The 25,704-nt window shown below is 73.7% G+C and carries 23 protein-coding genes and 2 pseudogenes; 10 read left to right on the top strand and 15 right to left on the bottom strand.

The genetic code is table 11. The features are described 5' to 3' along the window. Positions 1-378: 378 nt before the first annotated feature. The 3 genes from ACFQ87_RS38155 (at position 379) to ACFQ87_RS38145 (ending at position 2,390) form a co-directional block, all read left to right on the top strand. Positions 379-1,422 (top strand): NAD(P)-dependent alcohol dehydrogenase, encoded by a 1,044-nt coding sequence (locus ACFQ87_RS38155; RefSeq protein WP_380615533.1) that lies wholly within the window; start codon positions 379-381, stop codon positions 1,420-1,422. Positions 1,423-1,586: 164 nt separating this feature from the next. Then, positions 1,587-1,766, top strand: a complete 180-nt coding sequence (locus ACFQ87_RS38150) for a hypothetical protein (RefSeq protein ID WP_380615532.1) — start codon at positions 1,587-1,589, stop codon at positions 1,764-1,766. A 105-nt stretch (positions 1,767-1,871) separates the two neighbouring features. After that, complete coding sequence (locus ACFQ87_RS38145) at positions 1,872-2,390, top strand: universal stress protein (protein WP_380615531.1); 519 nt, start codon at positions 1,872-1,874, stop codon at positions 2,388-2,390. Between the two features lie 36 nt (positions 2,391-2,426). Here the strand turns inward: ACFQ87_RS38145 and ACFQ87_RS38140 are convergent, their stop codons facing one another. From ACFQ87_RS38140 to ACFQ87_RS38095, 10 genes and pseudogenes are all read right to left on the bottom strand, one after another. Next, entirely contained in the window at positions 2,427-4,070 is a 1,644-nt protein-coding gene (locus tag ACFQ87_RS38140) for an amidohydrolase (protein WP_380615530.1), read from the bottom strand. Then, the gene (locus ACFQ87_RS38135; protein ID WP_380615529.1) at positions 4,028-4,906 is read right to left on the bottom strand and encodes a PaaX family transcriptional regulator C-terminal domain-containing protein; all 879 of its coding nucleotides are present in this window, start codon (positions 4,904-4,906) and stop codon (positions 4,028-4,030) included. The genes ACFQ87_RS38140 and ACFQ87_RS38135 overlap by 43 nt, the downstream gene beginning before the upstream one ends. Positions 4,907-5,002: 96 nt before the next feature. Next, positions 5,003-5,755 carry an Asp/Glu racemase gene (locus ACFQ87_RS38130; protein ID WP_380615528.1) on the bottom strand — a complete coding sequence of 251 codons (753 nt, stop codon included), beginning with the start codon at positions 5,753-5,755 and terminating at the stop codon, positions 5,003-5,005. A gap of 37 nt (positions 5,756-5,792) precedes the next feature. Continuing rightward, positions 5,793-6,686: a fumarylacetoacetate hydrolase family protein gene (locus ACFQ87_RS38125; RefSeq protein WP_380615527.1), complete on the bottom strand. Its 894-nt coding sequence runs from the start codon at positions 6,684-6,686 to the stop codon at positions 5,793-5,795. Between the two features lie 25 nt (positions 6,687-6,711). Further along, positions 6,712-7,836, bottom strand: a complete 1,125-nt coding sequence (locus tag ACFQ87_RS38120) for a cupin domain-containing protein (RefSeq protein ID WP_380615526.1) — start codon at positions 7,834-7,836, stop codon at positions 6,712-6,714. Beyond that, positions 7,833-8,804, bottom strand: a complete 972-nt coding sequence (locus ACFQ87_RS38115; protein ID WP_380615525.1) for a carbon-nitrogen hydrolase family protein — start codon at positions 8,802-8,804, stop codon at positions 7,833-7,835. The genes ACFQ87_RS38120 and ACFQ87_RS38115 overlap by 4 nt, the downstream gene beginning before the upstream one ends. Before the next feature lie 2 nt (positions 8,805-8,806). Next, positions 8,807-11,182 (bottom strand): FAD-dependent monooxygenase, encoded by a 2,376-nt coding sequence (locus ACFQ87_RS38110; RefSeq protein WP_380615534.1) that lies wholly within the window; start codon positions 11,180-11,182, stop codon positions 8,807-8,809. 50 nt (positions 11,183-11,232) lie between these two features. Beyond that, positions 11,233-11,577, bottom strand: a pseudogene (locus ACFQ87_RS38105) (acyl-CoA thioesterase); the annotation flags it as partial. A gap of 72 nt (positions 11,578-11,649) precedes the next feature. Continuing rightward, positions 11,650-13,260, bottom strand: a pseudogene (locus ACFQ87_RS38100) (AMP-binding protein); the annotation flags it as partial. Positions 13,261-13,467: 207 nt separating this feature from the next. After that, positions 13,468-14,532, bottom strand: coding sequence for a hypothetical protein (locus tag ACFQ87_RS38095; RefSeq protein ID WP_380615524.1), 1,065 nt, complete (start codon positions 14,530-14,532; stop codon positions 13,468-13,470). Between the two features lie 351 nt (positions 14,533-14,883). Between ACFQ87_RS38095 and ACFQ87_RS38090 the strand changes: the two genes are divergently transcribed. The 7 genes from ACFQ87_RS38090 (at position 14,884) to ACFQ87_RS38060 (ending at position 21,274) form a co-directional block, all read left to right on the top strand. Next, complete coding sequence (locus tag ACFQ87_RS38090) at positions 14,884-16,056, top strand: peptidoglycan-binding protein (RefSeq protein WP_380615523.1); 1,173 nt, start codon at positions 14,884-14,886, stop codon at positions 16,054-16,056. A 225-nt stretch (positions 16,057-16,281) separates the two neighbouring features. Next, positions 16,282-16,821, top strand: coding sequence for a hypothetical protein (locus ACFQ87_RS38085; RefSeq protein WP_380615522.1), 540 nt, complete (start codon positions 16,282-16,284; stop codon positions 16,819-16,821). A gap of 87 nt (positions 16,822-16,908) precedes the next feature. Then, the gene (locus ACFQ87_RS38080) at positions 16,909-17,916 is read left to right on the top strand and encodes an MsnO8 family LLM class oxidoreductase (RefSeq protein ID WP_380615521.1); all 1,008 of its coding nucleotides are present in this window, start codon (positions 16,909-16,911) and stop codon (positions 17,914-17,916) included. A 672-nt stretch (positions 17,917-18,588) separates the two neighbouring features. Beyond that, positions 18,589-18,972 (top strand): hypothetical protein, encoded by a 384-nt coding sequence (locus tag ACFQ87_RS38075; protein ID WP_380615520.1) that lies wholly within the window; start codon positions 18,589-18,591, stop codon positions 18,970-18,972. Between the two features lie 118 nt (positions 18,973-19,090). After that, positions 19,091-20,323 carry a hypothetical protein gene (locus ACFQ87_RS38070; protein ID WP_380615519.1) on the top strand — a complete coding sequence of 411 codons (1,233 nt, stop codon included), beginning with the start codon at positions 19,091-19,093 and terminating at the stop codon, positions 20,321-20,323. A gap of 82 nt (positions 20,324-20,405) precedes the next feature. Next, positions 20,406-20,801 (top strand): roadblock/LC7 domain-containing protein, encoded by a 396-nt coding sequence (locus ACFQ87_RS38065; RefSeq protein WP_380615517.1) that lies wholly within the window; start codon positions 20,406-20,408, stop codon positions 20,799-20,801. Between the two features lie 98 nt (positions 20,802-20,899). Next, a complete protein-coding gene (locus ACFQ87_RS38060) occupies positions 20,900-21,274 on the top strand; it encodes a hypothetical protein (RefSeq protein ID WP_380615516.1) in 375 nt (124 codons plus the stop codon). Between the two features lie 35 nt (positions 21,275-21,309). On the opposite strand, the gene ACFQ87_RS38055 is transcribed toward ACFQ87_RS38060, so the two are convergent. From ACFQ87_RS38055 to ACFQ87_RS38035, 5 genes are all read right to left on the bottom strand, one after another. After that, entirely contained in the window at positions 21,310-21,729 is a 420-nt protein-coding gene (locus tag ACFQ87_RS38055; RefSeq protein WP_380615515.1) for a DUF6188 family protein, read from the bottom strand. Further along, complete coding sequence (locus ACFQ87_RS38050; RefSeq protein WP_380615514.1) at positions 21,722-22,852, bottom strand: NUDIX domain-containing protein; 1,131 nt, start codon at positions 22,850-22,852, stop codon at positions 21,722-21,724. The genes ACFQ87_RS38055 and ACFQ87_RS38050 overlap by 8 nt, the downstream gene beginning before the upstream one ends. A 146-nt stretch (positions 22,853-22,998) precedes the next feature. Continuing rightward, positions 22,999-23,883 (bottom strand): SGNH/GDSL hydrolase family protein, encoded by an 885-nt coding sequence (locus ACFQ87_RS38045; RefSeq protein ID WP_380615513.1) that lies wholly within the window; start codon positions 23,881-23,883, stop codon positions 22,999-23,001. Further along, on the bottom strand, positions 23,858-25,039 hold the full coding sequence (locus ACFQ87_RS38040) for a glycosyltransferase (protein WP_380615512.1): 1,182 nt from the start codon (positions 25,037-25,039) through the stop codon (positions 23,858-23,860). Before ACFQ87_RS38040 ends, ACFQ87_RS38045 begins: the two co-directional genes overlap by 26 nt. Further along, on the bottom strand, positions 25,036-25,704 hold a 669-nt coding region (locus ACFQ87_RS38035; RefSeq protein WP_380615511.1), incomplete at its 5' end, for a glycosyltransferase. The genes ACFQ87_RS38040 and ACFQ87_RS38035, both read right to left, overlap by 4 nt.

Raw genomic sequence — 25,704 nt, 5'->3', positions numbered from 1 at the left:
ATCAGCCGTCAAAACCGATCAAACTTCGATGGCATGAACTTACTAATGATCAAGCTTCGCTGGCAAAGATCAAACTTCGATGGCGCAGGACAGCTGGAGGTGGACGGTGCTGTGCATGGGGCCAGCCTACGCCTTTAATCGAACACCTGCTCGAAACAATTGGTCCCGCCGCTCACTGTCCCGTCCGGTGGCTCTGACCCGGGTTGTGGCGCAGGGTGGATATGTCGGCTGTAGACCGGGACGAAGGCGCACGATCAACCGGCCGACGAGCCTGACGCCACCGACACTCTGTGCTGTGCCCGGAACGCTCCCGGCCCGGCTCCACGCGGGCAATCCGCCGTTGCTCGGCACGCACCCTCGAAGTACGGGAGAGACGACGTGCTCACCGTTCCCGCCTACGCCGCGACGTCCGCGACCGAACCGCTCACCCCCACGACCGTCGAGAGGCGTGACGTCGGCCCGCACGACGTCCTGATCGAGATCCAGTACGTCGGTATCTGCCATTCGGACATCCACAATGTCCGCAGCGAGTGGGGTCCTGCCTCCTATCCCGTGGTCCCCGGCCATGAGGTCGCCGGCGTCGTCGCCGAGATCGGCCCGGAGGTCACCAGGTACGCCGTGGGCGACCGCGTCGGCGTCGGCTGCATGGTCAACTCCTGTCGAGAGTGCGCGCCCTGCCTGAGGGGCGAGGAGCAGTACTGCCTGGAGGGCAACACCCTCACGTACGGTTCCGTCGACAAGGACGGCACGCTCACACAGGGTGGCTACTCCACGCACATCGTGGTCAACGACGACTTCGTCGTCCGCATCCCCGAGGCTCTCCCCTTGGACGAGGCTGCCCCGCTGCTGTGCGCGGGCATCACCACGTACTCCCCGCTGCGCCGCTGGGGCGCGGGCCCCGGCAAGGAGGTCGCGGTTGTCGGACTCGGCGGAGTCGGCCATATGGCGGTCAAGATCGCCCACGCCCTGGGTGCCCAGGTCACCGTCCTGTCCCAGTCGTTGAAGAAGAAGGACGACGGCCTGCGCCTCGGCGCGGACCACTACTTCGCCACCAGCGCCCCGGCCACCTTCGAGCAACTGGTCGGCGCCTTCGACCTCATCGTCAACACGGTCAGCGCGAGAGTCGATCTGGACTCCTACCTCAGGCTGCTGAAGCCGGGTGGAGTCTTGATCAGTGTCGGCGCTCCCGCCGAATCGTTGTCACTGGATGTCCTCTCCCTCGTCATGCACGGCCACATCTGCGCGGGTTCACTCATCGGCGGCATCCGCGAGACCCAGGAGATGCTCGATTTCTGCGGTGAACACGGCATCGGTGCCGAGGTCGAGATCATCCCGGCCACGAAGATCAACGAAGCCTTCGAGCGGGTGATCGCCTCGGACGTGCGCTACCGCTTCGTCATCGACACCTTGACGCTCGTCTGAAGCCGCGGGGCAGGCTCTCCGAGCTGCGCTTCGAGATCCTGCTCGGCCCGGCGGGGATCGGTGCGCCGCTGCTGAACGAGTGGCTGGTCCGGGCGGCCGGTGCTCCCGCGCCCGCGCTGCGGACGCGGGCGGACCTGGCGCCGTGGGGCTGCGTGGTGGGCGATGTGGGCACGGCCTTTCCGGGGGCCGTGCCGCGCGAGGGGAGTGCGCCGACCCGGTTCCAGCTGGACTTCGAGGCGCCGGACGCGGACGGGCGGGTGTGCGCGTGGACGGCCGACTTCACCTGGGGGCTGTTGCAGGAGGTCGGACCGGCCGAGGGGGCAGCCGGGCCATTCATCGGTTGATGCAAGGCGACATTCAGTTAATGCCTTTGATTTGCAGGTAGTGGCGAGGTGGTGGCAGCATAATCGCAGACACGAAACAGCCTTGGAATCGGAAAGTGAAGGATCATGTCGCCCGTCGCGCGCGTCATCGTCGGAGTCAGCGGCTCGCTGCACAGTCTCACCGCCCTGCACCAGGCGGCCGAGGAGGCCCGCGCCCGGCAGGCCGTGCTGGTCCCGGTGCTCGCCTGGACCCCGGTCGGCGGCGAGCGCAACTACCGCGCCCGGCCCTGCCCGCCGCTGCTGCGTGCCTGGCAGGACGCCGCCGAGGCCCGCCTGGAGCGCGCGCTGGAGCAGGCCTTCGGCGGCCTGCCGATCGGCGTACCGGTGCGGCCGATGGTCATGCGCGGCGAGGCCGGTCAGGTGCTCGCCGAGCTGGCCGACCGGCCGGGTGACCTGCTGGTGATCAGCGCCGGCCGCCACGGCACGACGCGCGGACGGCTGCGCCGGCTGCTGCGCGGCTCGGTCGGCCGCTACTGCCTCGACCACGCGCCGTGCGGCGTGCTCGTCGTCCCGCCGTCCACCCTGCACGAGGATCTGCGCGCGCTGCACCGCGGCGTCGACCTGCGGGAGCTCATCGCGGCCTGAGCGCCGACCCGCAACCGGCCGCCGCATGACGGTCCGTCAACTCCGGTGCACCGTCCGCCCGCCGACCACCGTACGGGCGGGCCGCAGCCCGCGCAGCGCATCCACCGGACAGCTCAGCGGATCCAGCGGCCACAGTGTGAGATCGGCGAGCGCGCCCGGCCGCAGGCAGCCGCGCTCGGCGCTCTCGCCGGTCAGCCGGGCGGCGTTCACGGTGTGCAGCGCGATCGCCTCGGCCCGTTCGATCGCGTGCTCCGGGCCGACCACCCCGGCCGTGGTGTCGCGGGTGGTCATCCCCCACACCGACACCATCGCCCCGTACGGGCCGACCGGGAAGTCCGAGCCGGCCGAGAGCTGCGCGCCCTCGTCCAGCCACTCGCGCAGCGGGAACAGCGCCGCGGTGCGCTCCTCGCCCCAGGCCCGCTGCTGGGCGAGCGCGCCGTCGTGCAGCAGCGGGTGCTGCACGGTCACCGGCACGCCGAGCGCGATCGCCCGGGCCCGCTGGTCGGCCCGGGCCAGTCCGCCGTGCTCGACCACCAGGGAGCCGGGCGGCAGACCTGGACGGCGCTTCACCACCTGCTCGAAGACGTCCAGCAGCACCCGCAGGCCACGGTCGCCCCAGGCGTGCACGCCGACCCGCCAGCCGCGCACGACCGCCCGGTCCACCGCCGCGAGCAGTTCCCCGGGCTCCCAGAGCAGCCGCCCGTGGTAGCAGGGCTGCCCCTGGTACGGCTCCTCCAGCGCGCCCGCCTCGAAGCCGCCGTCGATGCCGAACTTGACGCCCCACAAGCGGAGTCGATCGTCGTCCCGGCCGGTCGCCCGCCACTCGTCCATCCGGTCCAGCAGCGCGTCCACCTGCTCCGGAGTGCGGGCGGCGAAGCCGGAGACCAGGGCCCGGACCCGCACGGCGAGCGCGCCCTCGGCGCGGGCCGCGTCCAGCACGTCGAGGTCCTCCACCGGCACCAGGCAGTCCCGTACGGTGCCGATCCCGGTGGCGGCGTAGTCGGCGGAGGCCGCGCGCAGGCCCTCGATCCGCTCGGCGAGGGTCGGGCGCGGCAGCACCCGCTCGACCGGCTCGATCGCCCGGTTGATCAGCCGGCCGGTCAGCCGCCCCCGGTCGTCGCGCTCGATCACCCCGCCGGGCGGCGCCTCGGCGGCATCGCTGATCCCGGCCAGTCGCAGCGCGGGCGAGTTGAGCACCATGTTGTACGCGCCACGGCGCACCAGCACCGGGTGGTCGGTGGTGACGCCGTCCAACTCCTCGGTGGTGGGCAGCCGTTGCTCGGCCAGCAGCACTTCCTGCCAGTTGACCGTGGTGCGGATCCACTCCCCGGCGGGGGTGCGGGCGGCGCGCTCGCGGATCAGGTCGAGGAACTCGGCGAGGTCGTGGGCGCGGTGGACGGGGACGCCGTGGACACTGTGGCCCGCCATGATCAGGTGGGTGTGGGTGTCGTCGAAGGCGGGCAGCACCGTCGCGTCCGGGGCGTCCACCACCTCGGTGCCGGGGCCGATCAGGGAGTCCAGACCGGCGGGCTCGGGGGAGAGGGCGGTGATCCGGCCGCCGGTGACGGCGATCGCCCGCTGCGGCGGCTCGCCGGGGGCCCGGCCGGGGTCGAGGGTGTGGACGGCGGCGGCGCGGATCAGCAGGTCGGCAGGGGAGTGGTCGGTCTTTCCGTCGGACATGGCGGCTCCTGGGGGGACAGCCCGGTGACCTTCTCGACGTATCGCAGACTGGACTCGGCGAGCCGCCCGTGCAACTCGGTGAACACGGCGCGGGCCGGGACGGCGTTCCAGTCGGCGGGCAGCAGCGGCGCGGGCAGCCCGGGGTCGAGGTAGGGCAGCCGGCGCCATTCGGTGAGCATCGGCACGTAGTCCCGGAACGCCTCGACCGGGTCGGTCCGCTCCTGCCCGCGCAGCTCCTCGGCGACCGGGCGCCAGGCGTCGGTGAAGGCCGCGTACTGCGCCTCGATCGCCGGGAGGTCCCACCAACTCGCCACCGCCGTCCGGAGTTCGGCGAAGCCGGCGTACTCGGCGGAGAGGAAGAGGTGGACGTAGGCGCTCAGTCCGAGGCGCTCCAGCAGCCGGCGGGCGTCCGGCAGCAGCCGGGCGGGCGCCAGCCAGACGCCGGGGGCGGCGTTGCCGAAGCCGAGCCAGCTGAGCCGGGATCGCAGCTGGTGGCGGTGGGCGCGTTCGGACTCGGGCACCGAGAAGACCGCCACCACCCAGCCGTCGGCGAGTTCGGCGGGCTCCAGGCTGTGGAAGATCCGCCGGTCGCCCTCCTCGAACACCGGGTCCATCGCGGGGTCGAGCCGGTAGCCGGTGCCCGTGCGGCGTTCCTGGAGCAAGGTGCCGGCCTTCTTCAGCCGGGAGATCGCCGAGCGGACGGCCGGGCCGTCGACGTCCAGTTCGGCCATCAGCGCGATCAGGTCGGCGATCGATATCCAGCCGCCGAGGCGGCGGACGTACTCGCCGTAGATGGTGTGGATCAGGGAGCTGGGCCGGGGCGCGCTCTCCGACATGCCTGGGCCCTCCTCCCCGACGGCTGGTGGTGATCATAGCGGCGGTGTCGCGTTCCGGGTGCTGGTGTCCGCGCGAAGCTTCCTGCGCATGGGCACCTATGCGTAAGCGCCGGACAGCAGGTGCCCGGCGCCGGGGGCGAAGGCGGGCAGGCCGAGGGCGCGCAGGAGTTGGTGGGTGGTGCAGATCGAGGCCGAGACCACCGGCTTGCCGAGCTGCTGCTCGGCCTCCTCGACGGCCGACAGCGAGGGCATCTGCACGCAGGCGGAGAGCACCACGGCGTCGGCCTCGGCGTGCGCGAGGCCCTTGGCGATCGCGGGCAGCCGGGCCGGGTCGTGGGCGGCTACGTCGAGGTTGTCGGCGATCTCCAGGGCGGCGTGGTCGAGCACCTCGATGCCCTCCTGGGCGAGGTAGTCGACCACCGTGCGGGCCAGCGGCCGCAGGTACGGGGTGACCATGGCGACCTTCTTGGCGCCGAGCGTGTGCAGGCCGGTGACCAGGGCGCCGGCGCTGGTGACCACGGGGGCGGGCGCGCCGTTCTCGGCCGTGCGCCGGTGCAGTCGCTGCTCGGCCTCGCGGTGGTAGCCGGGGCCGGTCGCCATCACCGCGACCAGGCAGGCGTAGCCGATCACGTCGACCCGGGCGTCCGAGAGTTCGGCGGCGCAGCGGTCGGACTCGGCGTCCATGGCGCGCAGCTGCTCGGGGGTGACCCTGGTCATCCGCATCCGGCTGGAGTGGAAGGTGAACCGTTCGGGGGCGACCGCCTCGCGGGCCCGCAGCAGGGCGGGGACCTCGGTCTCCATGGTGACGTTGGAGCTCGGGACGATCTGGCCGATCCGGTACGTCGGCATCAGCGGGTGCTCCTTTCTGCGGGCGCTCTGCGGGCGCTCAGCGGGCGTCGATCACGGGGTTGGCGAGCGTGCCGATCCGCTCGATGGTGGCCTCGACCAGGTCGCCGGGCTGCAGGAACTGCGGCGGGACCATCCCGGCGCCCACTCCCGAGGGGGAGCCGGTGGAGATCACATCGCCCGGTTCCAGGGTCATGCCGGAGGAGATGTCGGCGATCAGCCGGGCGATGCCGAACAGCATGTACCGGGTGTTGGAGTTCTGCCGCAGCTCGCCGTTGACCCGCAGCGAGAGGTCGAGCCGCTGGGGGTCGGGGATCTCGTCGGCGGTGACCACGCCCGGGCCGAACGGCGCGTAGCTGTCCTGGCCCTTGGAGAAGAACCACTGCCCGGATCGGCGCTGGTCGCGGGCGCTGATGTCGTTGACGATGCTGTAGCCGAACACGTGCCGCAGGGCGTCCTGTTCGGCCACCCGGTAGGCGGGTTCGCCGATCACCACCGCGAGTTCGCACTCCCAGTCGAGCTGCTTGGTGAGGTCGGCGTTGTGCAGGATCGGCTGGCCCGGCCCGGTGACGGCGGTGGCGGGTTTGCCGAACAGGACCGGGCGGTCCGGGAGTTCGCGCTCGGTGTCCAGGCTGCGGTGCGATTCGGCCACGTGCTCCACGTAGTTGAGGCCGATGCCGATGATCTTGCCCGGACGCAGCGGGGCGCGCAGCGAGACCTCGGCGAGCGGCCGGGTGTCCGGCGTGCCGGTGAGCAGCTCGCGGGCGGTGGCCAGCGCGGGTGCCCCGGCCCGGATCAACCCGAGCAGGTCGCTGGGGAGTCCGGCTCCGGCGGCGGTGGCGAGGGCGGTCAGGTCGGCGACCCGGTCGGTGCCGATCCGGGCGCCGAGGCGCGGGGTGTCGTCGCCGTCGGCGCAGTAGGTCAGCAGGTGCATGGTTCCGGGGCTCCCGTGTCGAGTGTTACGAGGCGGTGGTGGGCTGGTGTCCGTCGTGGTCCGGGTAGGCCTCCTCGCGGTAGAGGCCGAGCGAGTGCATCACCGGGAAGTCGTTGAAGGAGAACAGGCAGGCGTCCTCGCCCTGCTCGAGGTTGGCGTGCTCGTGCCAGGTCCAGGACGGGACGACGAAGATGTCGCCCTGCTGCCACTCGAAGCGCTGCCCGGCGATCACCGAGACGCCGCGTCCCTTGGCCGCGGTGTAGACCACCGAGCCGGTGTGCCGGTGGGCGCGGGTGGCCTGGCCGGGGCGCAGTAGTTGCAGGTGGGCGGCCATGGTGGGCATCACCGAGCCGCCGGTGAGCGGGTTGGTGTACTCCATCACCACGCCGTCGTAGGGTGATCCATCGGTGGCGCGGGCGAGTTGGCGCAGTGCGTGGTAGCTGGGCTCCCAGGGCCAGCCGAGCAGCGGGGAGTACGGCCGGGTCCACTTCTCGACGCCGTACGGGAGCAGGTTGCCGCCGTAGCTGAGCAGCGAGGAGTTCACCACCGGGCCGGGCCGCTGGTAGAGCTCGGGGTGGACCTCGTAGAAGTTGGCGTCGAGGGTGTTGACCAGCGGGATGTCCAGGCCGTCCTGCCAGATCACCGGGTTGTCCTCGGCCTCGTTGCCGTGCTCGTGCCAGGTGTTGTTGGGGGTGATCGCGAAGTCGCGCGGGCCGACCTTGAGCTTCTGCCCGTCGACGATGGTCCAGGCGCCGGCGCCCTCGTGGACGAAGCGCAGCGCGGAGGCCTGGTGGCGGTGCGCGGTCATCGCCTCGCCGGGGCCCATGATCTGCAGGCCGGTGTACAGCAGGCCGACGGCGGCGCTGAGTTCGCGGCGGCCCGGGTTGACCAGCATCACCACCCGGCGGCCGGCGTCGTCGGCCTTCACCAGTGGCAGCGCCTTGCGGACCAGGGGGCGCAGGTCGGCGTAGCGCCAGAGCACCGGGACGGACCGGGGCTGTGGGTACCAGGGCTCGATCTCGTTCGCCACCGTCCACAGGGCGCCGGCCTCGTGTTTGGCCAACTCCTCGTAGTAGGCGAGCAGTTCGGGACTGTCGTTGACCCTCGCGCGGCCGATCCGGTCGTCGTCGTAGCTGTTTTCGCTGGTCATGCCTCCTCCTCGGGGAGCACCAGGGGCCGCAGCGGGCGGTTGTCCACGTGCAGCCGGAACACGTCGAAGCGGTTGTAGTGGCCGACGATGTCGTGCATCTGCTTGGGCTGGATGCAGCGGCCGAGGTCGATCTCGGCGTAGACGATGCCCTCCTCGTCCACCAGCGGCTCGGTGACCGCCCGGCCGTCCGGGCCGAAGATGCCGGAGAGCGCGTTGCGCGGGCGGGCGAGCTGCTTGCGGACCTGCTGGTCCTCGCCGGCGATCAGGTCCACCATCCCGGGTGAGATCGTGGAGCAGGAGACCACGGTGAACAGCTTGCCCTCGAAGCAGTGGGCGGCGGCGCGCAGCGCGATCGCCTCGGCCATGTCGTAGTCCTCGGGGGCCACCGGCAGGGCGATGTAGCTTGCCGCGTGGACCAGTTCGCCCTGGGCCAGCAGGGCGAAGCGGGCCAGGGTGTTGGTGTTCTCGCCGCAGGCCAGCGCGCCGAGCGGGCCGACGGCCGTGCGGTGGACCTTCAGCGAGCTGCCGTCGCCCTGGGTCCAGGTCAGCTTCTCGGCCCAGGTGGGCACCAATTTGCGGTGCACGCCGAGTAGTTCGCCGTCCGAGCCGATGATCAGCAGGGTGTTGTACAGCACCCCGAGGCTGTGCCGGCCGCGCTCGTTGACGCCGATGACCAGCACCACCCCGGTCTGCCGGGCGGCGGCCCGCAGGGTGTCCACGTACGGGCCGGGGACGTCCACGGCGGCACGGTAGAGCCGCTCGTACCAGGGCGAGCCCTGCACCGGGGTCATCGTCCAGTTCCAGTAGGGGTAGCCGGGTACGAAGACCTCGGGGAAGACCACCAGTTCGGCGCCGTGGTCGGCGGCCTCGTGGATCAGGGCGACGGCCTTGTCCACGGTGGCGGCCGGGTCCAGGTAGACCGGGGCGGCCTGCACGGCGGCGGCGGTGAAGCGGGGCAGGTCCGGCATGCTCACTCCTCGGCTCGAACGGGCAGCCAGCGGCGGTGGACCGGCGGGGTGGGTTCGCGCAGCAGGTGCAGCCGCGGGGCGACGCGGTCGGCGCCGGGGCCGGGCGGTTTGCGGCTGCCCGCCCGCCAGGGTTCGGGCCAGCGGGCGCCCGGGCCGGTGTAGCCCTGGTCGGCGGCGGCGTGCAGGGTCCAGAGCGGGTCGTGGAGGTGGGCCCGGCCGATCGCGACCAGGTCGGCGCGGCCGGCCAGCAGCACGGAGTCGGCGTCGTCGTGCCCGGAGATCGCGCCGACCGCGACGGTGGGCAGCCCGGTGGCGGCGCGGATCAGCTCGGCGAACGGCGTCTGGTAGCCGCGTCCGTACGGCGGCCGCTGGTGCGGGACCACCTCGCCGGTGGACACGTCCAGGGCGTCCGCCCCGGCGTCGGCCAGCGCGCGGCAGATCGCCATCGCCTCGGCCTCGGTGGTGCCGCCGGGGGCCCAGTCGGCGGCCGAGATCCGCACCAGCAGCGGCCGGCCGGCGGGCCAGACGGCGCGGACGGCGGCCAGTACCTCCAGCGGCAGCCGCAGCCGGTGGGCGAGCGGGCCGCCGTAGTGGTCGGTGCGGTGGTTGGTGAGCGGGGAGAGGAAGGAGGAGAGCAGGTGCCCGTGGCCGAACTGCAGCTCCAGCACGTCGAATCCGGCCCGGGCGGCCCGCGCGGCGGAGGCGGCGAAGTCGGCGGTGACGGAGGCAAGTTGGACCTCGTTGGCCTCGTGCGGGGTCTGGCTCTCGGCGTCCCAGGGCAGCGGCGAGGCGGCGAGCAGCGGCCAGCCCTCGGCGAGCGGGCGGCCGATGCCGTCCGGTCCCGGCACGGTCGTCGCGGCCCGGCGGCCGGCGTGGGTGAGCTGGAGGCCGACCGGGGTGTCGCTCACCGCCCTTACGGCTTCTCGGAGTTCGGTCCAGGCCGCTTCCTGGCGGTCGCTCCACAGCCCGGGGCAGCGGTCGGTGGCCCGGCCCGCGGGGCTGACGGCCGTCATCCCGGCGAGCACCAGGGCGGCGCCGCCGAGCGCGTGGGCGGTCAGTTGGGCCCGGTCGAAGGCGCTGGGCAGCGCGTCGGGGGAGGTGAAGGTGGCGAGTGGGGGTACCACGACGCGGTTGCGCAGCTCCAGCGCGGCGAGCTTCAGCGGCCGGAACATCGGCGGCGCCCCGGGCGAGCCGCCGACGGCGGCGTCCACCGCGTCCACGAAGGCGGGGTCGCGGGCGCGCAGGTTGCCGTAGGTGACCCGGCGGCTGCGGGTGAGCAGGTTGAAGGCGAACTGGTCGATGCCCTGCCCGGTGCGGCGCCCGACGGTCTCGAACCACTCCAGGCTGGCCTGCGCGGCCCGCTGGGTGGACTCCACCACCGGCCGGCGCTCGGCCTCGTAGGCGGCGAGGGCGCCGTCCAGGGTGGGCTGTTCACTCAGCGCGGCGGCCAGGGCGAGGGCGTCCTCCAGGGCCAGTTTGGTGCCCGAGCCGATCGAGAAGTGCGCGGAGTGCGCGGCGTCGCCGAGCAGCACCACGTTGCGGTGGCGCCAACTGGCGTTCCGTACCGTGGTGAAGCGGATCCAGCGGGAGGCGTTGGGGATCAGCCGGTGGCCCTCCAGGTGACCGGCGAGCAGCTCGGCGCAGCGGTTCACGCTCTCCTCGTCGCTCTCGCCGCGTGCCGGCTCCCGGGCGGCGAAGGCCTCGAAGCCCGCGCGGCGCCAGGCGTCCTCGGCGATCTCGACGATGAACGTGGAGCGGGTCGGGCTGTACGGGTAGGCGTGCACCTGCAGGACGCCGAAGTCGAACTCCTCGACGATGAAGGTGAAGGCCTCGAAGACCCGGTCGGTGGCGAGCCAGATGTAGCGGCAGTTCCGCTCGTCCAGCTCGGTGCGGAAGGTGTCCGGGTGGGCCGCCCGGGTGGCCGAGTGGATGCCGTCCGCGGCCACCACCAGGTCGTATTCGGCCGACAGTTGCTCGACCGGCGGGGCGGGCGTGCGGTAGCGCACGTCCACCGCCAGCTCCGCGCAGCGCTGTTGCAGGATGGCGCGCAGGCGGTTGCGGTCCAGGGCGGCGAAGCCGTGGCCGCCGCTGGTGCGGACCTGCCCGGCGTAGCGGATGTCGATGTCGCTCCAGCGGGCGAACTCGGCGCTGATCGCGGAGAAGACCGCCGGGTCGGCCTGGGCGATGCCGTCCAGGGTCTCGTCGGAGAAGACCACGCCGAAGCCGAACTCGTCCTCCCGGGCGTCCCGTTCGAACACGGTGATCTCCCGGTGCGGCGCCAACTGCTTGGCCAGGGCGGCGAAGTAGAGCCCGCCCGGGCCGGCGCCGATCACCGCGATCCGGCGGGCTGCGGCCGGCACGCCTGCCCCGGCCGTCATGCCCGCTCCGGCCGCCGTGCCTGCCCCGGTCGTCATGCCTGCCCCGGTCGTCATGCCAGCACCTCCGCCTGCTGCGGTCCGGCCTCGGTCAGCGCGCGGCGCACCGGTGCGGGCCAGGGCTCGGCGCCCTTGGTGTGCGGGGCGGCGTGCACCACCGACATCCGGCCAATGGCGGCCAGCCCCTGCGGGCCGTGCACCTCGAACGCGTAGTGCAGTGAGGAGCCGCCGACCCGGAGCACCCGCAGCTCGGTACGGACCACGTCCCCGAACCAGAGCCGCTCGCGGTAGTCCGCCTCGAAGTGCACCCGGGGGATCCGCCCGAACAGCTCGGCGAGCCCGAGACGGCGCAGCAGCGTCGCCTCCGCGGCCTCGGCCCATCGCTGGACGGCCGAGAAGTGGTAGTGCCCGGCCGCGTCGGTGTCGGACCACTCGACCCGGCGCTCGATGGTGACGCTGGCGGGTTCCAAGGCGGCCCTCCTACGGAGTTCGGCGCGGAGCAGCTTGCCGGTCGGGGTGCGCGGCAGCTCGGTGACGAACTCCACGGCGCGCGGGTACTTGTACGGCGCGATGGTGCGCTTGACGTGGTCCTGGAGCTCCTTGACCGTCTCCGGCCCGGCGGACACGCCCTCGCGCAGCACCACGTACGCCTTGACCACCGTGCCGCGCCGTTCGTCCGGCGCGCCGACCACGGCGCTGTCGGCCACCGCGGGGTGGCCGGCGAGCGCCTGCTCCACCTCGGGCCCGGCGATGTTGTAGCCGGCCGAGACGATCATGTCGTCGTGGCGCGCCTGGTACCAGAAGTAGCCGTCCCGGTCGCGGACATAGGTGTCTCCGGTGAGGTTCCAGCCGTTGCGGACGTAGCCGCGCTGGCGCTCGTCGTCCAGGTAGCGGCAGCCGGTCGGGCCCTTGACCGCGAGCAGGCCGGGCCGGCCGTCCGGCACCGGGTCGCCGTGCTCGTCCAGGATCGCCGCCCGGTAGCCGGGCACGGGACGGCCGGTGGAGCCCGGGCGGATGTCCTGGTCGGCGGCCGAGATGAACACGTGCAGCAGCTCGGTCGCGCCGATGCCGTCGATCAGCCGCTGCCCGGTGGCCTCGTGGAAGGCCTCCCAGACGGCGGCGGGCAGCGGCTCGCCGGCCGAGACGCAGCGCCGCACGCCGGCCAGCCGGTCGGCCAGCCCGGCGGCCAGGATCGTCCGGTAGGCGGTCGGCGCGGTGAACAGCACGGTCACGGCGTGGCGGGCCACCTGCTCGGCGAGCTGGTCGGGCGTGGCCTGCTCCAGCAGCAGGCTGGCGGCGCCGGCCCGCAGCGGGAACACCAGCAGGCCGCCGAGGCCGAAGGTGAAGCCGAGCGGCGGGGTGCCGGCGAACAGGTCGTCGGGGCTGGGGCGCAGCAGGTGGCGGGAGAAGGTGTCGGCGTTGGCCAGCACGTCGCGGTGGAAGTGCAGGGTGGCCTTGGGGCGGCCGGTGGTTCCGGAGGTGAAGGCGATCAGCGCGACGTCGTCGGCCGCGGTCGGTACGGCGGTGAAGCCGCTCGGCTGGGTGGCGGAGCGTAGTGTGAGGTCCTCGGGGCCGGTGCCGCCGAAGGGGAGTATGCGCAGGTCGGGGGCGTTCGCCTGATGGAGTTCGGCGAGGAAGCGGTGGTCACACAGGGCGACGGTGGGCCGGGCTACTCGGATCAGCTCGGTCAGTTCGGTGGCGCGCAGCAGCGGCATGGTGGTGACGACCACCCCGCCGGCCTTCAGGACGCCGAGCCAACAAGCCGCCAACCAGGGGGTGTTGGGGCCGCGTAGTAACACCCGGTTGCCGGGGACGAGACCCAGGCCGTCGGTCAGCAGCCGGGCGATCCGGTCGGCGTGGTCGCGTAGGTCGCCGTAGCTCCACTGGTCGGTGGGGGTGAGCAGGCAGCGGCGGTCGGGGCCGAGGCGGGCGATCGTGTCGTCGAGCAGGGCGGCCGCGCAGTTCAGGCGGTCGGGGTAGGCCAACTCCGGTAGTTCGAAGAGGAGTTCGGGCCACTGGTCGAAGGGTGGGAGATGGTCGCGACTGAACGTGTCCACATGTGCTGAGGGGGAGAGCTCCATGGGCGGGCACCTCATCGTGCGAGCGGGAGTAGAGCCAGTATGGCGCGCTCGTGACGCCAGTCAAGAGAGCGATACATGCATTCGGGGGACGGGGGTGGCCGGGCGGCGGGTCGCGGGCGCGGCGGCAGACGGAACGCCCCGCAGGCCGGGTGCGGTCTGCGGGGCGTGGGGCGTGCGGTGCCGCCGTGCGGCGGTTTCGGTCGTCGGTCAGGTGGCGTCGGCGTGGAAGGTCGCGTCCGGTGTGTGGCCGTCCTGGGCCTGCTGGGCGCGCTCGGCGAGCAGCCGGGCGAACAGGGTCAGGGCGGGCGTCGCGACGGCCGCGCCCGGGCCCTGGTCGCGTACGTACAACAGCGTCGAGCCGACTCGGACCAGCGCCTCCGCCATCGACGAACCGCGCTCCCGGGCGGCGCTCTGGTCGCCGATCGGGGGGATGGTCACCGCAGTCGCGCCGACCTCGCCGTCGACGAGGGCGAGCCTGGTGGCGAAGGCCCGGCCGGCCGTCTCGGGGGAGGCGAAGGTGACCACGGTGAACTGCACGGACTGGACGGGCACCGCACGGAAGGTCACGGTGGCGTAGGCGAGTTGCTGGTCGCAGGCGTCCGGGAGCAGGCAGGGCGCGTCGGTCCCGGAACCGGCCCCGGACTGCGGCCCGCTCTCCACCTGCCAGCCGCCCGGCATCGCCGCGACGTCCGGCAGCACCCCCTGCACCCGCGCGGGGTCGCGGACGGTCCGCGCGGCGTGGGCGAAATCCGGCCCGTTGGGGTGCAGCAGCGGGCGCGAACCGAGATTGATCCCGAGCGCGACCAGTGCGGCGATCAGGACCAGCGCGAGCGCGACGATGATCCCGGCGTTGCCGCGCCGGGCGGCGAGGACCCGGGCGTTGGCGACCGCCGGATCGACCCGGAGCTGGACGGTGCTCGGGCCCGGGGAGTCCGTTCGTAGCTGGACGGTCGCCGGATCCGTCTCCGGGCCCACCAGTAGGTGGACGGTCGTCGGGTCGGCGGGTCTTCCGAGTTCGGTGGTCGCCACGTACTGGGCGAACGCCACGTCGGTGGCCAGCAGTCGGGTGACGGCGGCGGTCAGCCCCTCCCGAGCCCGCGGATCGTGGGGGCTCGCCTCAAGCGCCGCCACGGCCCGCGCCCCCTCCGGCATCAGCCGCAACCGGGCCCGCACGACCTCGGCCGCCGCCTGCCCCGGCCCGCCGGCAGCCCCCTGAGCGAGTCGGACCAGCGCCCCCACCACGTCCGGTACCAGGTCCCGGCCGTCCCCCATGGCAACTCCCCCTGCCGCACGAGTCGTTGCCCCTACGATCCCGGACCGGCGGCCGCTCCACACCCCCGTCGAGCTGAACGGAGACGCAACTGCAACCGCCCGCGGACGTGACGGGGAACCACGGCCACCTGGCGTCCCACTGCAACGATTGACAGGGCGACCCGGGCAGGGCGGAATGCGCGCCCCCGAGCGTGCATGCCTCGCACATGGTGGCGAATTGCCGTCGACAATCCGAACATCAGGGCGGGATTCGGCGGTGCGCCGCCGCGCGTCTCGCCGCCGGGGTCAATCCGGAACGCGGACGTGCCGATACCTCCGAATGACGTCCTTACGCCGTTCGGAGGAGTCCGCATGTCCGAGCTGTGGCTGCCCGGTGCCGAGATCCACGACCTCGGCGACCACGCGCCGACCAACCAGCAGTACCCGCCGAAGGCCATCGCGCACATCACCTGGGACCGCAACGCGACCGCCGCCGCACCGCAGGACTGGTGCAGCTACGAGGACCTCGTCGGGTACTTCACCGGCAGCGGCGCCGGTGACGCGCCGCACCTGGTCTGGGACCCTTTCAGCGGCCGTACGACGCAGCTGTTCCCGGCCGACTCCCGCTCGAAGAGCCTGCTCAGCCCGGCCGAGAGCCCGACCCGCACCAACCGGGCCGGGCGGGTGGTGATCCAGATCGAGGCGGTGTTCTTCCCTTACTGCCGCTACCAGGGCACCGTCTACCCGCGACTGGTCGACACCCCGTGCGCGGGCTGGGACCGGATCCACGCCTGGATCTCCTCGTGGGGCGTGCCCGACGTGTGGCCGATGGGCCGCCCGACCGACTTCTCCGCCCACCGCGACGAGGGGGTCTGGGAGACCCGCGGCGGCTGGTACGCGCACGCCCACGTGCCCTTCAACGACCACACCGACCCCGGCTCCTGGCCCGCGTTCACCGCCGGCTCCGGCTCCCCGGTGCCGCCGGGGGACTCCACCCCGGCCCGGTACCAGGTCGACATCAACGGCCTGGCGTACGGCTACGGCGCCCACGGCTACCAGGTGACCACCGTCGGGCGGGCGTTGGTCGGGCACGGCTTCGGCGCCCACTACCGCTCCGGGCCCGGGCCGGACTGGACGGACGCGGACACCGAGAACTACGCGGACTACCAGCGGAGCCTGGGCTACACGGGGCAGGCGGCGGACGGCGTCCCCGGGGAGGGCTCGCTGCGGCGGCTGCTCGGCTACCTGCCCGGGCCGCGCACGGTCTCGCTGGCGCACGTGGTGGCGGCGGCGCGCAGCGATCCGGGGGCCGAGCAGGGGCACCTGACGTACGGGGCCGAGGTGGCGATCGTCGAACAGGCGCTGGCGGACGAGGGACTGCTCGAACAGCGCTGGGTGGACGGCTCCTTCGGCAGTAGTACGGTCACCGCGTACGCGGGCTGGCAGCGGCGGTGCGGGTACACGGCGGGGGCCGCGGACGGGATCCCCGGTCGGGACTCGCTCCACCGGCTTGGCGCGGCGTGGGACTTCGCGGTGACGGACTGAGGCCGGCGGCCCGTCCCGGGGCCCGGGGCGGCGGCTGGGGTGGCCCGGGGCGACGGTCCGGGTCGGGACTGCCGGTACTCCCGGGGGAGTTCGCCGCCCGTTGCGGGGCGCCGGCGCGTACTCGCCCGGGAGTACGTGAGGTTACTTCCGCCGTCAGATGCCCGATGACGGGTGAGCGGGAGAGTCTGGGCGCGTCCTCGTGACCCCGACTCGAAGGAGGTGCCCGTGCGCTCGTCCACCAGAGCCGATGCGGCGCCCAGGTCGTCCCCCGACACCGGGCGGCGGTCCGCCGGTCGCCGTTCCACTGACCGCCGCCTGTCGCCGGGGGCGCGCAAGCGCCTGGTCGTCCTGCACGTGGTCGTCTCGGTGAGCTGGCTGGCGTTGATGCTCTGCCTGCTCACCTTCCTGAGCGGGGTCGCGCTGGGGCTCGGCACCTCCTGGGGGCTGTTCCGGTACTACTGGGTGAGCACCAAGTTCTGGCTGACGCTCGCGGCGATGGGCGCCTCGGTGTTCGCCCTCACCGCCCGGCTGCACGACGCCGTGCGGGTGGCGGACGCGCATCCGACCGGTCCGATCTGGGCGGCGGACCTCGGGTTCGTCCGCTACAACACGGTGATCGTCCCGGCGGTGGCGCTCTCGCTCTATCTGTTCAACGTCATCCTGTCGGTGTACAAGCCCTGGGGCCGCCGCAGGGCCGCGGCCGAGCGCCCGGGCCGGATACCCCGGAGACCCCGAATACCCCGGAGGCCCCGGGCGGGCGCCTGAGCCGAGGGCCTGCGGGGAGGCCGTGTCCGGCGGCGGCCTCGGCCCGGCGGGGAATGCCCGCGCGGCGGGCGGGTGTTGTCCACCGACGTGACCAGCGCTACGCCCCCGACCAGGCTCTCCGTCCTCGACCGCTCCCGCACCAGACGGGGCGAGGAGCCGGCGCAGGCGCTGCGGGACACGGTGGCCTTCGCCCGGGAGATCGACCGGCTGGGGTACCACCGGTTCTGGGTCTCCGAGCACCACGGCGTGCCCGGGGTGGCCGGTTCGGCGCCGACGGTGCTCGCCGCGGCGGTGGCGGCGGCCACCACACGGATCAGGGTCGGCACCGGCGGGGTGATGCTGCCGAACCACCAACCCATGGTGGTGGCCGAGCAGTTCGGGGTGCTGGCGGCACTGTTCCCCGGGCGGATCGACATGGGACTCGGCCGTTCGGTGGGCTTCACCGACGGTGTCCGGCGGGCGCTCGGGCGGGAGAAGGGCGCCGCGGACGACTTCGGTGCCCAGCTGGCCGAGCTGCTCGGCTACTTCGACGGCTCGCAGCAGGTGCACCGCGACGTCCACGCCCGGCCGGCCGAGGGCCTGCACGTCCCGGCCTTCGTCCTGGCCACCGGCGCGGGCGCCGACCTGGCCGCCGACGCCGGGCTGCCGCTGGTCATCGCCGCCGCACGCGGGGAGGACCGGATGCTCGCGGCGATCGACCGCTACCGCACCCGGTTCCGCCCCTCCGCGCAGGCCGCCGAGCCGTACGTGGTGGTCTCGGGCACGGTCGCGGTCGCCGAGACCGAGGAGCGGGCGCGCGAACTGCTCGTCCCGGAGGCCTGGGCCGGTGCGTACTCCCGCACCCACGGGGAGTTCCCGCCGCTGGCCCCGGCGGCCGAGATCCTGGCGCGGGCGATGAGCGCGCGCGAGCGGGCCGCGTTCGAGCAGTCACTGAAGGGCCACATCGCGGGCGCCCCGGAGCAGGCCGCCGCCGAGCTCGCCGCCCTGGTGGCGCGCACCGGCGCGGACGAGTTCCTGGTCGTGACCAGCACCTACGACCGCACCGCGCTGCTCGACTCCTACCGGCTGCTTGCCGAGGCCGTCGGCCAGGTGTGAGCGGGCCCGCACCCTGATCGTCGGCTACCGGGCGCTGCCGGGCCGAGCGTGATCCGGGCCTGCCGGAGCGGTGACGTTCGTCCGGCGGCGATTTCTGACCAGGGGTGATGAGCTGCTACTGTTCTTCCCGTCGAGAGGAAATGATCTTCCGAAACGGGGATCTCTCGAACAGGCGTCAGCGGTGCTACCAGAGCACGTCCTACTTTCAGTAGGAAGAGTCCGTGCGACCCGGGCCTGGCGCTCCACCCGAAGGGGCTCGTTCCGTCCAGCGGAACGAGCCCCTTCGTCGTGTCCGCCCGGACTCGGCCTGTCCGCCCCGGCCTCGGCCGACACGACTGCCCGGCGTCGACGCTCCATCGCCCGCGTCCTCTTATCGCATTTTCGGGCCCGAAACCCTGCCGCCCAGCCCGGTATCAGCCAAGGTCCCGTGCCAGGTGGCCGACGGGCGTTGTTCGGTGATGGCCGACCGGCCAGCGGCTCTTCCTGTCCGGCAAGCCTGACGCCTCGTCACACCTTGGCTGGAATTTGCCGCTGCCGGTGTGAATATGCCATTGGAATGTTCGTCATATGGAAACCGGCAGTAGCCTTCCGTGTCGAACCTGCCACTGCTGGTGGCGATCCGGCCGGAACCGCGCTGCGCCCGGCCACCCCAGACCCCGCGAAGGAGCCGGTGTGCCGGGTATCGACGAATGTCTCTCCGGGGCGATGGCGATCGCCGGCGCCCGCGCCGCGAGCCTGGTCGACTGGAGCAGCGGACTCGCCCTCGGTAGCCTCGGAGACAGCCCGACCGGCGATCACGAGACCTCGGCCGCCGAGGCAACCGACCTGGTACGCGCGGCCGTTGAGAGTCAGACCTTCACCGTGGCGGAGGACCGGCGGTCGCCGCTGGAGGACATCATCGTCACTGCGGGCCGCAGTTACCACCTGATCCGCTTCATCGACACCGTCTTCGACAGCCGTCTGGTATTGCACCTCTGGCTGGACCGTGCGGAGGGCAACCTCGCCGTCGCCCGATTCCGCCTCGAGGCGCTCGCCGAGGAGCTGGTGCTGGGGTGAGCGTGACGCCCGTACGAACCACCGTGATCCGGCCGGCCCGCCGGACGGACACCCCCCGGTGGTGGCCCGCGTGACCGCCGCGCCCTCCGCCGCTCCGCTCCCCGTGACCAAGCCCCCGATGACTGATCCCCTCACCACCAATCCCCTTACCGCCAATCCCCTCACCACCAATCCCCTTACCGCCAAGCCCCTCACCACCGATCCCCTCACGGCCAAGTGCGCCATCGCCTCAGCCTCCTCGGCCAAGCCCGCCACCGCCCCAACCGCGACGCAACGATCGGAGCCGACGATGCCGACCGGACCCGTCGCGCCGGCCGGACCCTCCCAGCCGAGGACCCCGGGCGAGGCGGTCGCCCTGCTCGCCGCCCGCCGCGCCACCGGTGCCCTGCACGGCCCGCTCGGCAGCCTCCACCTGGTCGACGGCCAGGTGACCGCCGCCGAGTCCCCGCGCGCACCCGGCCTAGCCGACCTGCTTACCGGCTGCGGCCGGATCACCCCCGAGGGCTGGGCGGACCTCCGCCGCTTCCACGGCGCCCAGGGCCAGGTCGGCGAGGTGCTGGTCGAACGCGGGCTGCTCACCCGGGGCGAGCTCGAACTCGGTCACCTGGGAACGCTGTTCGACGCCGCCTACTTCATCCTGGCGGACCGGGCGGGCGGCACCTGGCGGTTCGAGCCCGACGCCAGGCACTGGCTCGGACCGGTGGCGGCGGTCGACCCGGCGCGGCTGCACCGCGAGGTCGAACGCCGGAGCCGACTCCTCGACCGGATCTGGCCGTGGCCGCAGCTCGACACCGCTTCCGTCCGCCCGGTCGAGCACACCCGGCGCCCCTCCCACCGTCCGCCCGGCCGCCGCCGGCGCGAACTGTTGGATCACGCCGACGGCCGAAGAACCCCGGCGGACCTGGCCCGGCTGCTCGGCCGCTCCGGCTTCGGCGTGACGGCGGACGTCCGCCGCCTGGCCGCCGCCGGACTGCTCGACGCCCCGCGACCCGAGGCCCCGCGACCCGAGGCTCCCAGGCCCGGCGCGCCTCCCGCCGACGGCCGTCGCGCCGACGCTCCCCGGCCCGGCGCTCCCCGCCCCGACGCCCCGCGGCACGCCGCGCCGACGGCCGCGAAGCCTGAAGTCCCCCCGCAGGGAGGGCGCGGAACGGCCGGGGGCCTGCACCGCCGGGTCCCCGGGGCGACCCTCCGCGGGGCCGCCGCGGCAGCCGTCCGTCCGGAAGCCGCAGCCGTCACACCCACCCGTCCCGACCGCCCAACCGCCGCGGCAGCGGCCCACCCGCTGACCGTCCCCGACCCGGACATCGCGCTGCTGACCCGGGTCCGAGACCTTCTGGAGGCCCGACTTTGAGCAACTCTCCGCCCGCGACCCCGCCGTACCGGCCATGAGGCGGGCGCTCAAGCAGCGTGTCGGAAGGAGACAACTGATCGCCTTGGAGACCGAGCTGCTCGCCGAAATCCGCGCCGTCAAGCGGCGCGTCCCGCACCTCGCGGGCGGCCTGGTGGCCAGCGTGGACGGCCTGCTGGTCGCGCACGACACCCACGGGACCGAACCCTCCGGGCTCGCCGCGATGACGGCGGCCTCGCTCTCGCTGGCCCAGCGGCTCGCCGACACAACCGGTCAGGGCGAGTTCCGTGAGTCGCTGGTACGCGGAGAGCACGGCTACGTCGCCACCTATGCGGCCGGTGGCAGCTGCGTGCTGACCCTGCTGGCGCACCCGGACGTCAACGTCGGCCGGCTCCACCTGGAGGCTCGCCGCTGCGCGCGGCGCATCGCCGGACTGCTCAACGACGCCCTGGTGTCCAAGGACCCGCGCGACGCGGGCTGACCCCGACCACCGGACCCACCGACCACCCGAAACCGCCAACACACCAACCAGCCCAACCCAGCCCGACCAACCCCATCACCCAACAGGAGTTGAAAGAAATGACCGATGCAGCCGGCGCGCTCAAGCAGGCCATGACCACGATCGAAGGCGCCATCGGCGCCGCCCTCGTCGACTACGGCAGCGGCATGGCGCTCGCCACCCTCGACGGCCCCGGCGGCCTGGACCTCAACGTCGCCGCAGCCGGGAACACCGACGTGGTGCGCGCCAAGATGCGCACCATGGACATGCTGGGCCTCCAGGACGGCATCGAGGACATCCTGATCACCCTGACCAGCCAGTACCACCTGATCCGCCCGCTCACCGGCCGCACCGGCAAGGGCCTGTTCCTCTACCTCGCGCTGGACAAGGGGCGCGCCAACCTGGCGATGGCGCGCCATCAGCTCACCAAGATCGAGGCAGACCTGGAGGTCTGAGCCTGGACCGCGCAGGACGAGGCCCCGGCGGCGGCTCAGGCCCCGCCGGGCTCCGTCCACCGCACCTCGCCGCCCGGCAGGCCCGCGCACACTGCGCCCTCGGCGGTCAGCACGCTCCACGGCGCGAGCAGGGCGTGCGGCGGGACGGACAGCGCACCGCCCTCGGCGAAGCCCAGCTCCAGGCCGCCGGCCAGGGTGACCCGGGCGGTGTCGACGGTCCGACCGACCAGCGCCAGCAGGGTGGGGGTCGGACGGAAGGTCAGCGCCGGGAAGAAGTGCTCGACCTCCTTCGGTGCGGCGAAGGACGGCGCCGCGAAGCGGAACTCGTGCGCCACCCGGACGGTCACCGGTCCGTCGAGCCGCAGGTCGAGCCGGTCGCCGCCGCTCACCGCCGCCACCCGCCGACCGGCCAGCACCTCACCGATCCCGTTCTGCATGCCCCCGATGTCACCCACCGGCCGCCTCCTGACCCACCGCCTGCCCGCGCACCAGCTCGACCGGCCCGCCCGCCCGCTCCCGGGCGGCCAGCGCGGCGGCCGTACGGCCCCAGGACGGCCCGTTCAGCAGCGCCCGCGCCTCGGCCGGGTCGCAGAGCCGCCACTCCATCAACTCCTGCTCCTGCAGGGCGATCGAGCCGAGCAGCTCCTGCGTCACCGTGCCGCCGTCGAACACGTACACCAGCCGCGCGGTTTCCCGGCCGGTCGCCGGATCGGCACCGGGGTCGGCCGCCGTCCCCGGCTGCCAGTCCAGCACCAGCAGGCGCCCGGGCTCGACCTCCCACCCCAGCTCCTCGCGGATCTCCCGCCGCGCAGCCGCCCGCGGCCCCTCCCGGTCCGCCTCGACCCCGCCGCCCGGCAGTGTCCAGTACGGCACCAGCCCGCGCGGCCCGTCCCACGGCCGCAACCGCACCAGCAGCACCCGCCCGTCACCGTCGGTGAACAGTGCCCGCGCTTTCGCCCGGATCCGCGGCCGGGTGGCGTAGTAGGTGTCCCGGTCCATCGGCGGCGCCGGTTGGAAAGGGGCCACGCCGTCCGGTGTCGGCACGGCGGCCAGCCCGATGTACTCGGGTACGGGCCCGTCCGTCGTCACGTGGTCGAGCGTGTGCCCGACGGGCCGACTGTCCTCCAGCTCCAGCGGGCCGGCCGCGCGCGGCGCCCGCAGACAGGCCGTCACCCGCCGGGACAGCCGGGGCGGAAGCGCGTGCCCCGCCTCCTCCGTCGTGGCCCAGGCGCACGCCCCGATCTCCGCGGCGTCCGGCCGGATGGCCGCCGCCTGCTCAGCGGTCAGCGGCTCGGCCCAGTACAGGTACGCGACGATCGGTGGCCGGCGGCTCGACATCGCCCAGTCGACACAGGCCAGTGGCCCCAACCTGGGGGTGAACCCCAGTTCTTCCTCGACCTCCCGTACGGCGGTCTCCCTCGGGGACCGGTCCTGCGGTTCCCACCCGCCACCCGGGATCGCCACCGGATGCCGCCGATCGTACGGAAGCTGTACGACCAGCAGTCGCCCCCGCTCATCCGGAAACAGCACCCCGGCCGCCGCCAGGATCTCCCGCCCCTGCGCCCTCGACGCTTCCACCCCGGCTCCCTCCGCCACGCACTCCTCCACCGAGCACTCCTGCGCAACACTGCTGCACAACAATGCCGCACGACAATGCTCCACCCGGGGGACGACATCCCCGGTCGCAGTGATGGTTCCCCCGGGGCGCCACTTCGATCAACGCCTCACCCCAGCGCCGCCAGCGCCCGCGCCGCCGCCCGGGCCATCTGCTCGTCGTGCCGCCCGCTCGCCCCGCGGAGGCGGGCGAGACCCTCGGCCGCCGCCAGGGCGACCAGGCCCGGCAGGAGGTCGGTGCTGCGGGCGATGACCCAGCGGGCGCCCTTGGTGGCCATCCACCACAGGTCGGCGGCCAGGCCCGGCGGGGGTTCGGTGGCTTCGGTGGCGGGTGGCGGGCCGAGTGGATGGCCGGCTTCGGTGAGCAGGTCGTGGAAGCGGCGGGCGATCAGGTGGTGTCCCTCGGCGCTGGGGTGGAGGCGGTCGACGCTCAGGAGTCCGCGCTGTGCGTACCAGGGCAGGTCGGCGATGTGCAGGTGCACCGTCCGGTGCCGCGCGGTGAGCGCGTGCACCACGGTGTTGACCGCCCGCATCCGGCGGGCCAGGGGGCGGGCCAGCGGCGCCGGGAGCCGGAGCAGGGTGCCCGGGTCGGGCAGGCAGGCGGTCAGCAACACGGCTCCGTGGGCGGAGAGTTCACCCAGGGTGGCGTCCAGTTCCAGGGTGGTGCGCCGGATGTCGAAGCCCGTCCGCAGGGTGTCGTTGCCGCCGACCACCACGGCCGCGAGATGAGGCCGCGCGGCCAGCGCCGCCGGGAGCTGGCGTGTGGTCAGGTCGGCGGTCAGTGCCCCGCTGTACGCCAGGTTGGTGAACTCGACCTCCCGGCCGCCGGGTGTCAGCGTGTGTGCCAGCACGGCGGCCCAGCCGCGCCACTCCTCGCCGACCTGGTCCCCGATCCCCTCCGTGAGCGAGTCCCCGAGCGCGACGAAGCGCAGCAGTTCGCCCGCCGCCGGTCGTTCCTCCGCCGCCCGGTCAGGCCAGGTGTCCAGCACGCTCATCCCAACCCCCCTCAGCCGCTTCGGAGTTCCGTACGCCATGCGCTGCCAGGAAGGCCGCCACCGCGGTCGGCCAGCCGTACCGCTCGGCCTGCGCCCGGGCGGCCGCGCGCCGGGCCTCCTCCGGCCGCCTCAGCAACTCGTGGACGGCACAGGCGAATCCGGCCCCGGTGTCGACGGCGGCCACCCCGGCGAGCCCGATCAGCCCGGGGAGCGCGGAGGAGCGGCTGACCGCGACGGGCGTGCCGCAGGCCAGTGCCTCCATCGCGGCCAGGCCGAAGGTCTCCACCGGCCCGGGCGCGAGCACGGCGTCCGCGCAGCCCAGCAACCGGGCGAGCGCCTCACGCCGGTTCAGGTGCCCGAGGAAGCGCACCGGCAGCCGCAGCCGTGCGGCCCGGGCGGCCAGCCGCTCCCGCAGCGGCCCGGTCCCGGCCACCACCAGGACGGCGGGCAGCCCGCGCGCCCGCAGCCGGGCCAGAGCCTCGACCGCCCGCTCGGGCCGTTTCTCCGCCGACAGGCGCGAGCAGAGCACCAGCAAGGCGTCGTCCGGCGCCGCGTACCGGGCCCGCTCCGCCGCCCGTTCGGCCGGCGGCAGCGGCCGCATCGCGTCCAGGTCGACCCCGAGCGGGGCCCGGACCAGGTTGGGCACGCCGATCCGGCGGAACTCCGCCGCCGCCCAGTCGGTGGTGCAGAGCACCGAGTCGTAGGCGCGGGCCGTCGCCGCGTTGAGCCGGTCGGCGGCCGCCGAGGCCAGTGGGCCGGGCACGCCCCAGGTGCGCAGCACCCCGGTGGCGCTCTCGTGCGAGACCATCACCGAGCGGACGCCGTGCCGCCGCGCCCAGGCGCCGGTCCAGCGCAGGGTCGTCCGGTCGGAGACCTCCAGCCGGTCGGGGCTGAGCCGGGTCAGTTCGGCGGCCACCGCCCGCCGGTCGGCGAGCAGCCGGTAGCCGCCGCTGGCCGGCAGTACCGGGCCGGGCAGGGTGACCACCAGTCCCTGCCCGGTCTCCTCCGCCGTGCGGCGTTCGCCGGGCACGATCAGCACCGGTCGGTGCCCGGCCGCCCGGTACCCGGTGCCGAGGTGGCGCAGCGCGGTGCGCAGGCCGCCGGAGACCGGGGTGACGAAGTTGGCGAGCCGGACGATGGTCAACGGGTCGGTCATGCCGGCAGCTCCTCCGGCAGGACCGGTACGACCGGGGTGACCGAGGTCGAGGACGGGGGAGAGGGCGGCAGCGGCAGCCCCCGGTGCTCGGCGAGCACCTCGTCGTAGTGGCGCAGCAGCAGGTCCCCGACCGCCTCCCAGGTCCGGGCGGTCACATCGGCCCGCCCGGCCGTCCCGTACGCGGCCCGCCGGGCCGGGTCGGCGGCCAGTACGGCCACCGCCCGGGCCACCGCCGCGCCGTCCCGGGGTGGCACCAGCAGACCGGTGCGGTGGTGGGCGACCAGGTCCAGCGGGCCGCCGGCGGCCGGGCCGATCACCGGCACGCCGCTGGCCATCGCCTCCTGGATGGTCTGGCAGAAGGTCTCCAGCGGGCCGGTGTGCACGAACACGTCCAGCGTCGCGAAGCAGCGCGCGAGTTCCTCGCCGGTGCGGCGGCCGAGGAACACCGCGCCGGGCATCGAGGCCTTGAGCCCGGGTGTCGACGGCCCGTCCCCGACCACCACGATCCGCACCCCGGGCAGGGCGGAGGCCGCCGCCAGCAGGTCGACCCGCTTCTCGGGCGCCAGCCGCCCGACGTACCCGACCAGCACCTCCCCGCCGGGCGCGAGCGCCCGGCGCAGCCCCTCGTCGCGGTGCCGCGGGTGGAAGCGCACCGAGTCCACCCC

It is taken from the genome of Kitasatospora sp. NPDC056531, assembly GCF_042794375.1.
GTDB lineage: Bacteria > Actinomycetota > Actinomycetes > Streptomycetales > Streptomycetaceae > Kitasatospora.
The sequence above is the reverse complement of the archived record's forward strand: the minus strand, read 5'-3'. Positions and strand labels throughout refer to the sequence as shown.

What these genes read in the sequence shown, in the direction of transcription:
- ACFQ87_RS38140 (WP_380615530.1), bottom strand. Translation starts at nt 4,070, where the DNA reads ATGTCCGACGGAAAGACCGACCACTCCCCTGCCGACCTGCTGATCCGC.
- ACFQ87_RS38115 (WP_380615525.1), bottom strand. Translation starts at nt 8,804, where the DNA reads ATGCCGGACCTGCCCCGCTTCACCGCCGCCGCCGTGCAGGCCGCCCCG.
- ACFQ87_RS38060 (WP_380615516.1), top strand. Translation starts at nt 20,900, where the DNA reads ATGACCGATGCAGCCGGCGCGCTCAAGCAGGCCATGACCACGATCGAA.
- ACFQ87_RS38040 (WP_380615512.1), bottom strand. Translation starts at nt 25,039, where the DNA reads ATGACCGACCCGTTGACCATCGTCCGGCTCGCCAACTTCGTCACCCCG.
- ACFQ87_RS38145 (WP_380615531.1), top strand. Translation starts at nt 1,872, where the DNA reads ATGTCGCCCGTCGCGCGCGTCATCGTCGGAGTCAGCGGCTCGCTGCAC.
- ACFQ87_RS38090 (WP_380615523.1), top strand. Translation starts at nt 14,884, where the DNA reads ATGTCCGAGCTGTGGCTGCCCGGTGCCGAGATCCACGACCTCGGCGAC.
- ACFQ87_RS38125 (WP_380615527.1), bottom strand. Translation starts at nt 6,686, where the DNA reads ATGCACCTGCTGACCTACTGCGCCGACGGCGACGACACCCCGCGCCTC.
- ACFQ87_RS38095 (WP_380615524.1), bottom strand. Translation starts at nt 14,532, where the DNA reads ATGGGGGACGGCCGGGACCTGGTACCGGACGTGGTGGGGGCGCTGGTC.
- ACFQ87_RS38070 (WP_380615519.1), top strand. Translation starts at nt 19,091, where the DNA reads ATGACTGATCCCCTCACCACCAATCCCCTTACCGCCAATCCCCTCACC.
- ACFQ87_RS38135 (WP_380615529.1), bottom strand. Translation starts at nt 4,906, where the DNA reads ATGTCGGAGAGCGCGCCCCGGCCCAGCTCCCTGATCCACACCATCTAC.
- ACFQ87_RS38130 (WP_380615528.1), bottom strand. Translation starts at nt 5,755, where the DNA reads ATGCCGACGTACCGGATCGGCCAGATCGTCCCGAGCTCCAACGTCACC.
- ACFQ87_RS38045 (WP_380615513.1), bottom strand. Translation starts at nt 23,883, where the DNA reads ATGAGCGTGCTGGACACCTGGCCTGACCGGGCGGCGGAGGAACGACCG.
- ACFQ87_RS38120 (WP_380615526.1), bottom strand. Translation starts at nt 7,836, where the DNA reads ATGACCAGCGAAAACAGCTACGACGACGACCGGATCGGCCGCGCGAGG.
- ACFQ87_RS38110 (WP_380615534.1), bottom strand. Translation starts at nt 11,182, where the DNA reads ATGACGGCCGGGGCAGGCGTGCCGGCCGCAGCCCGCCGGATCGCGGTG.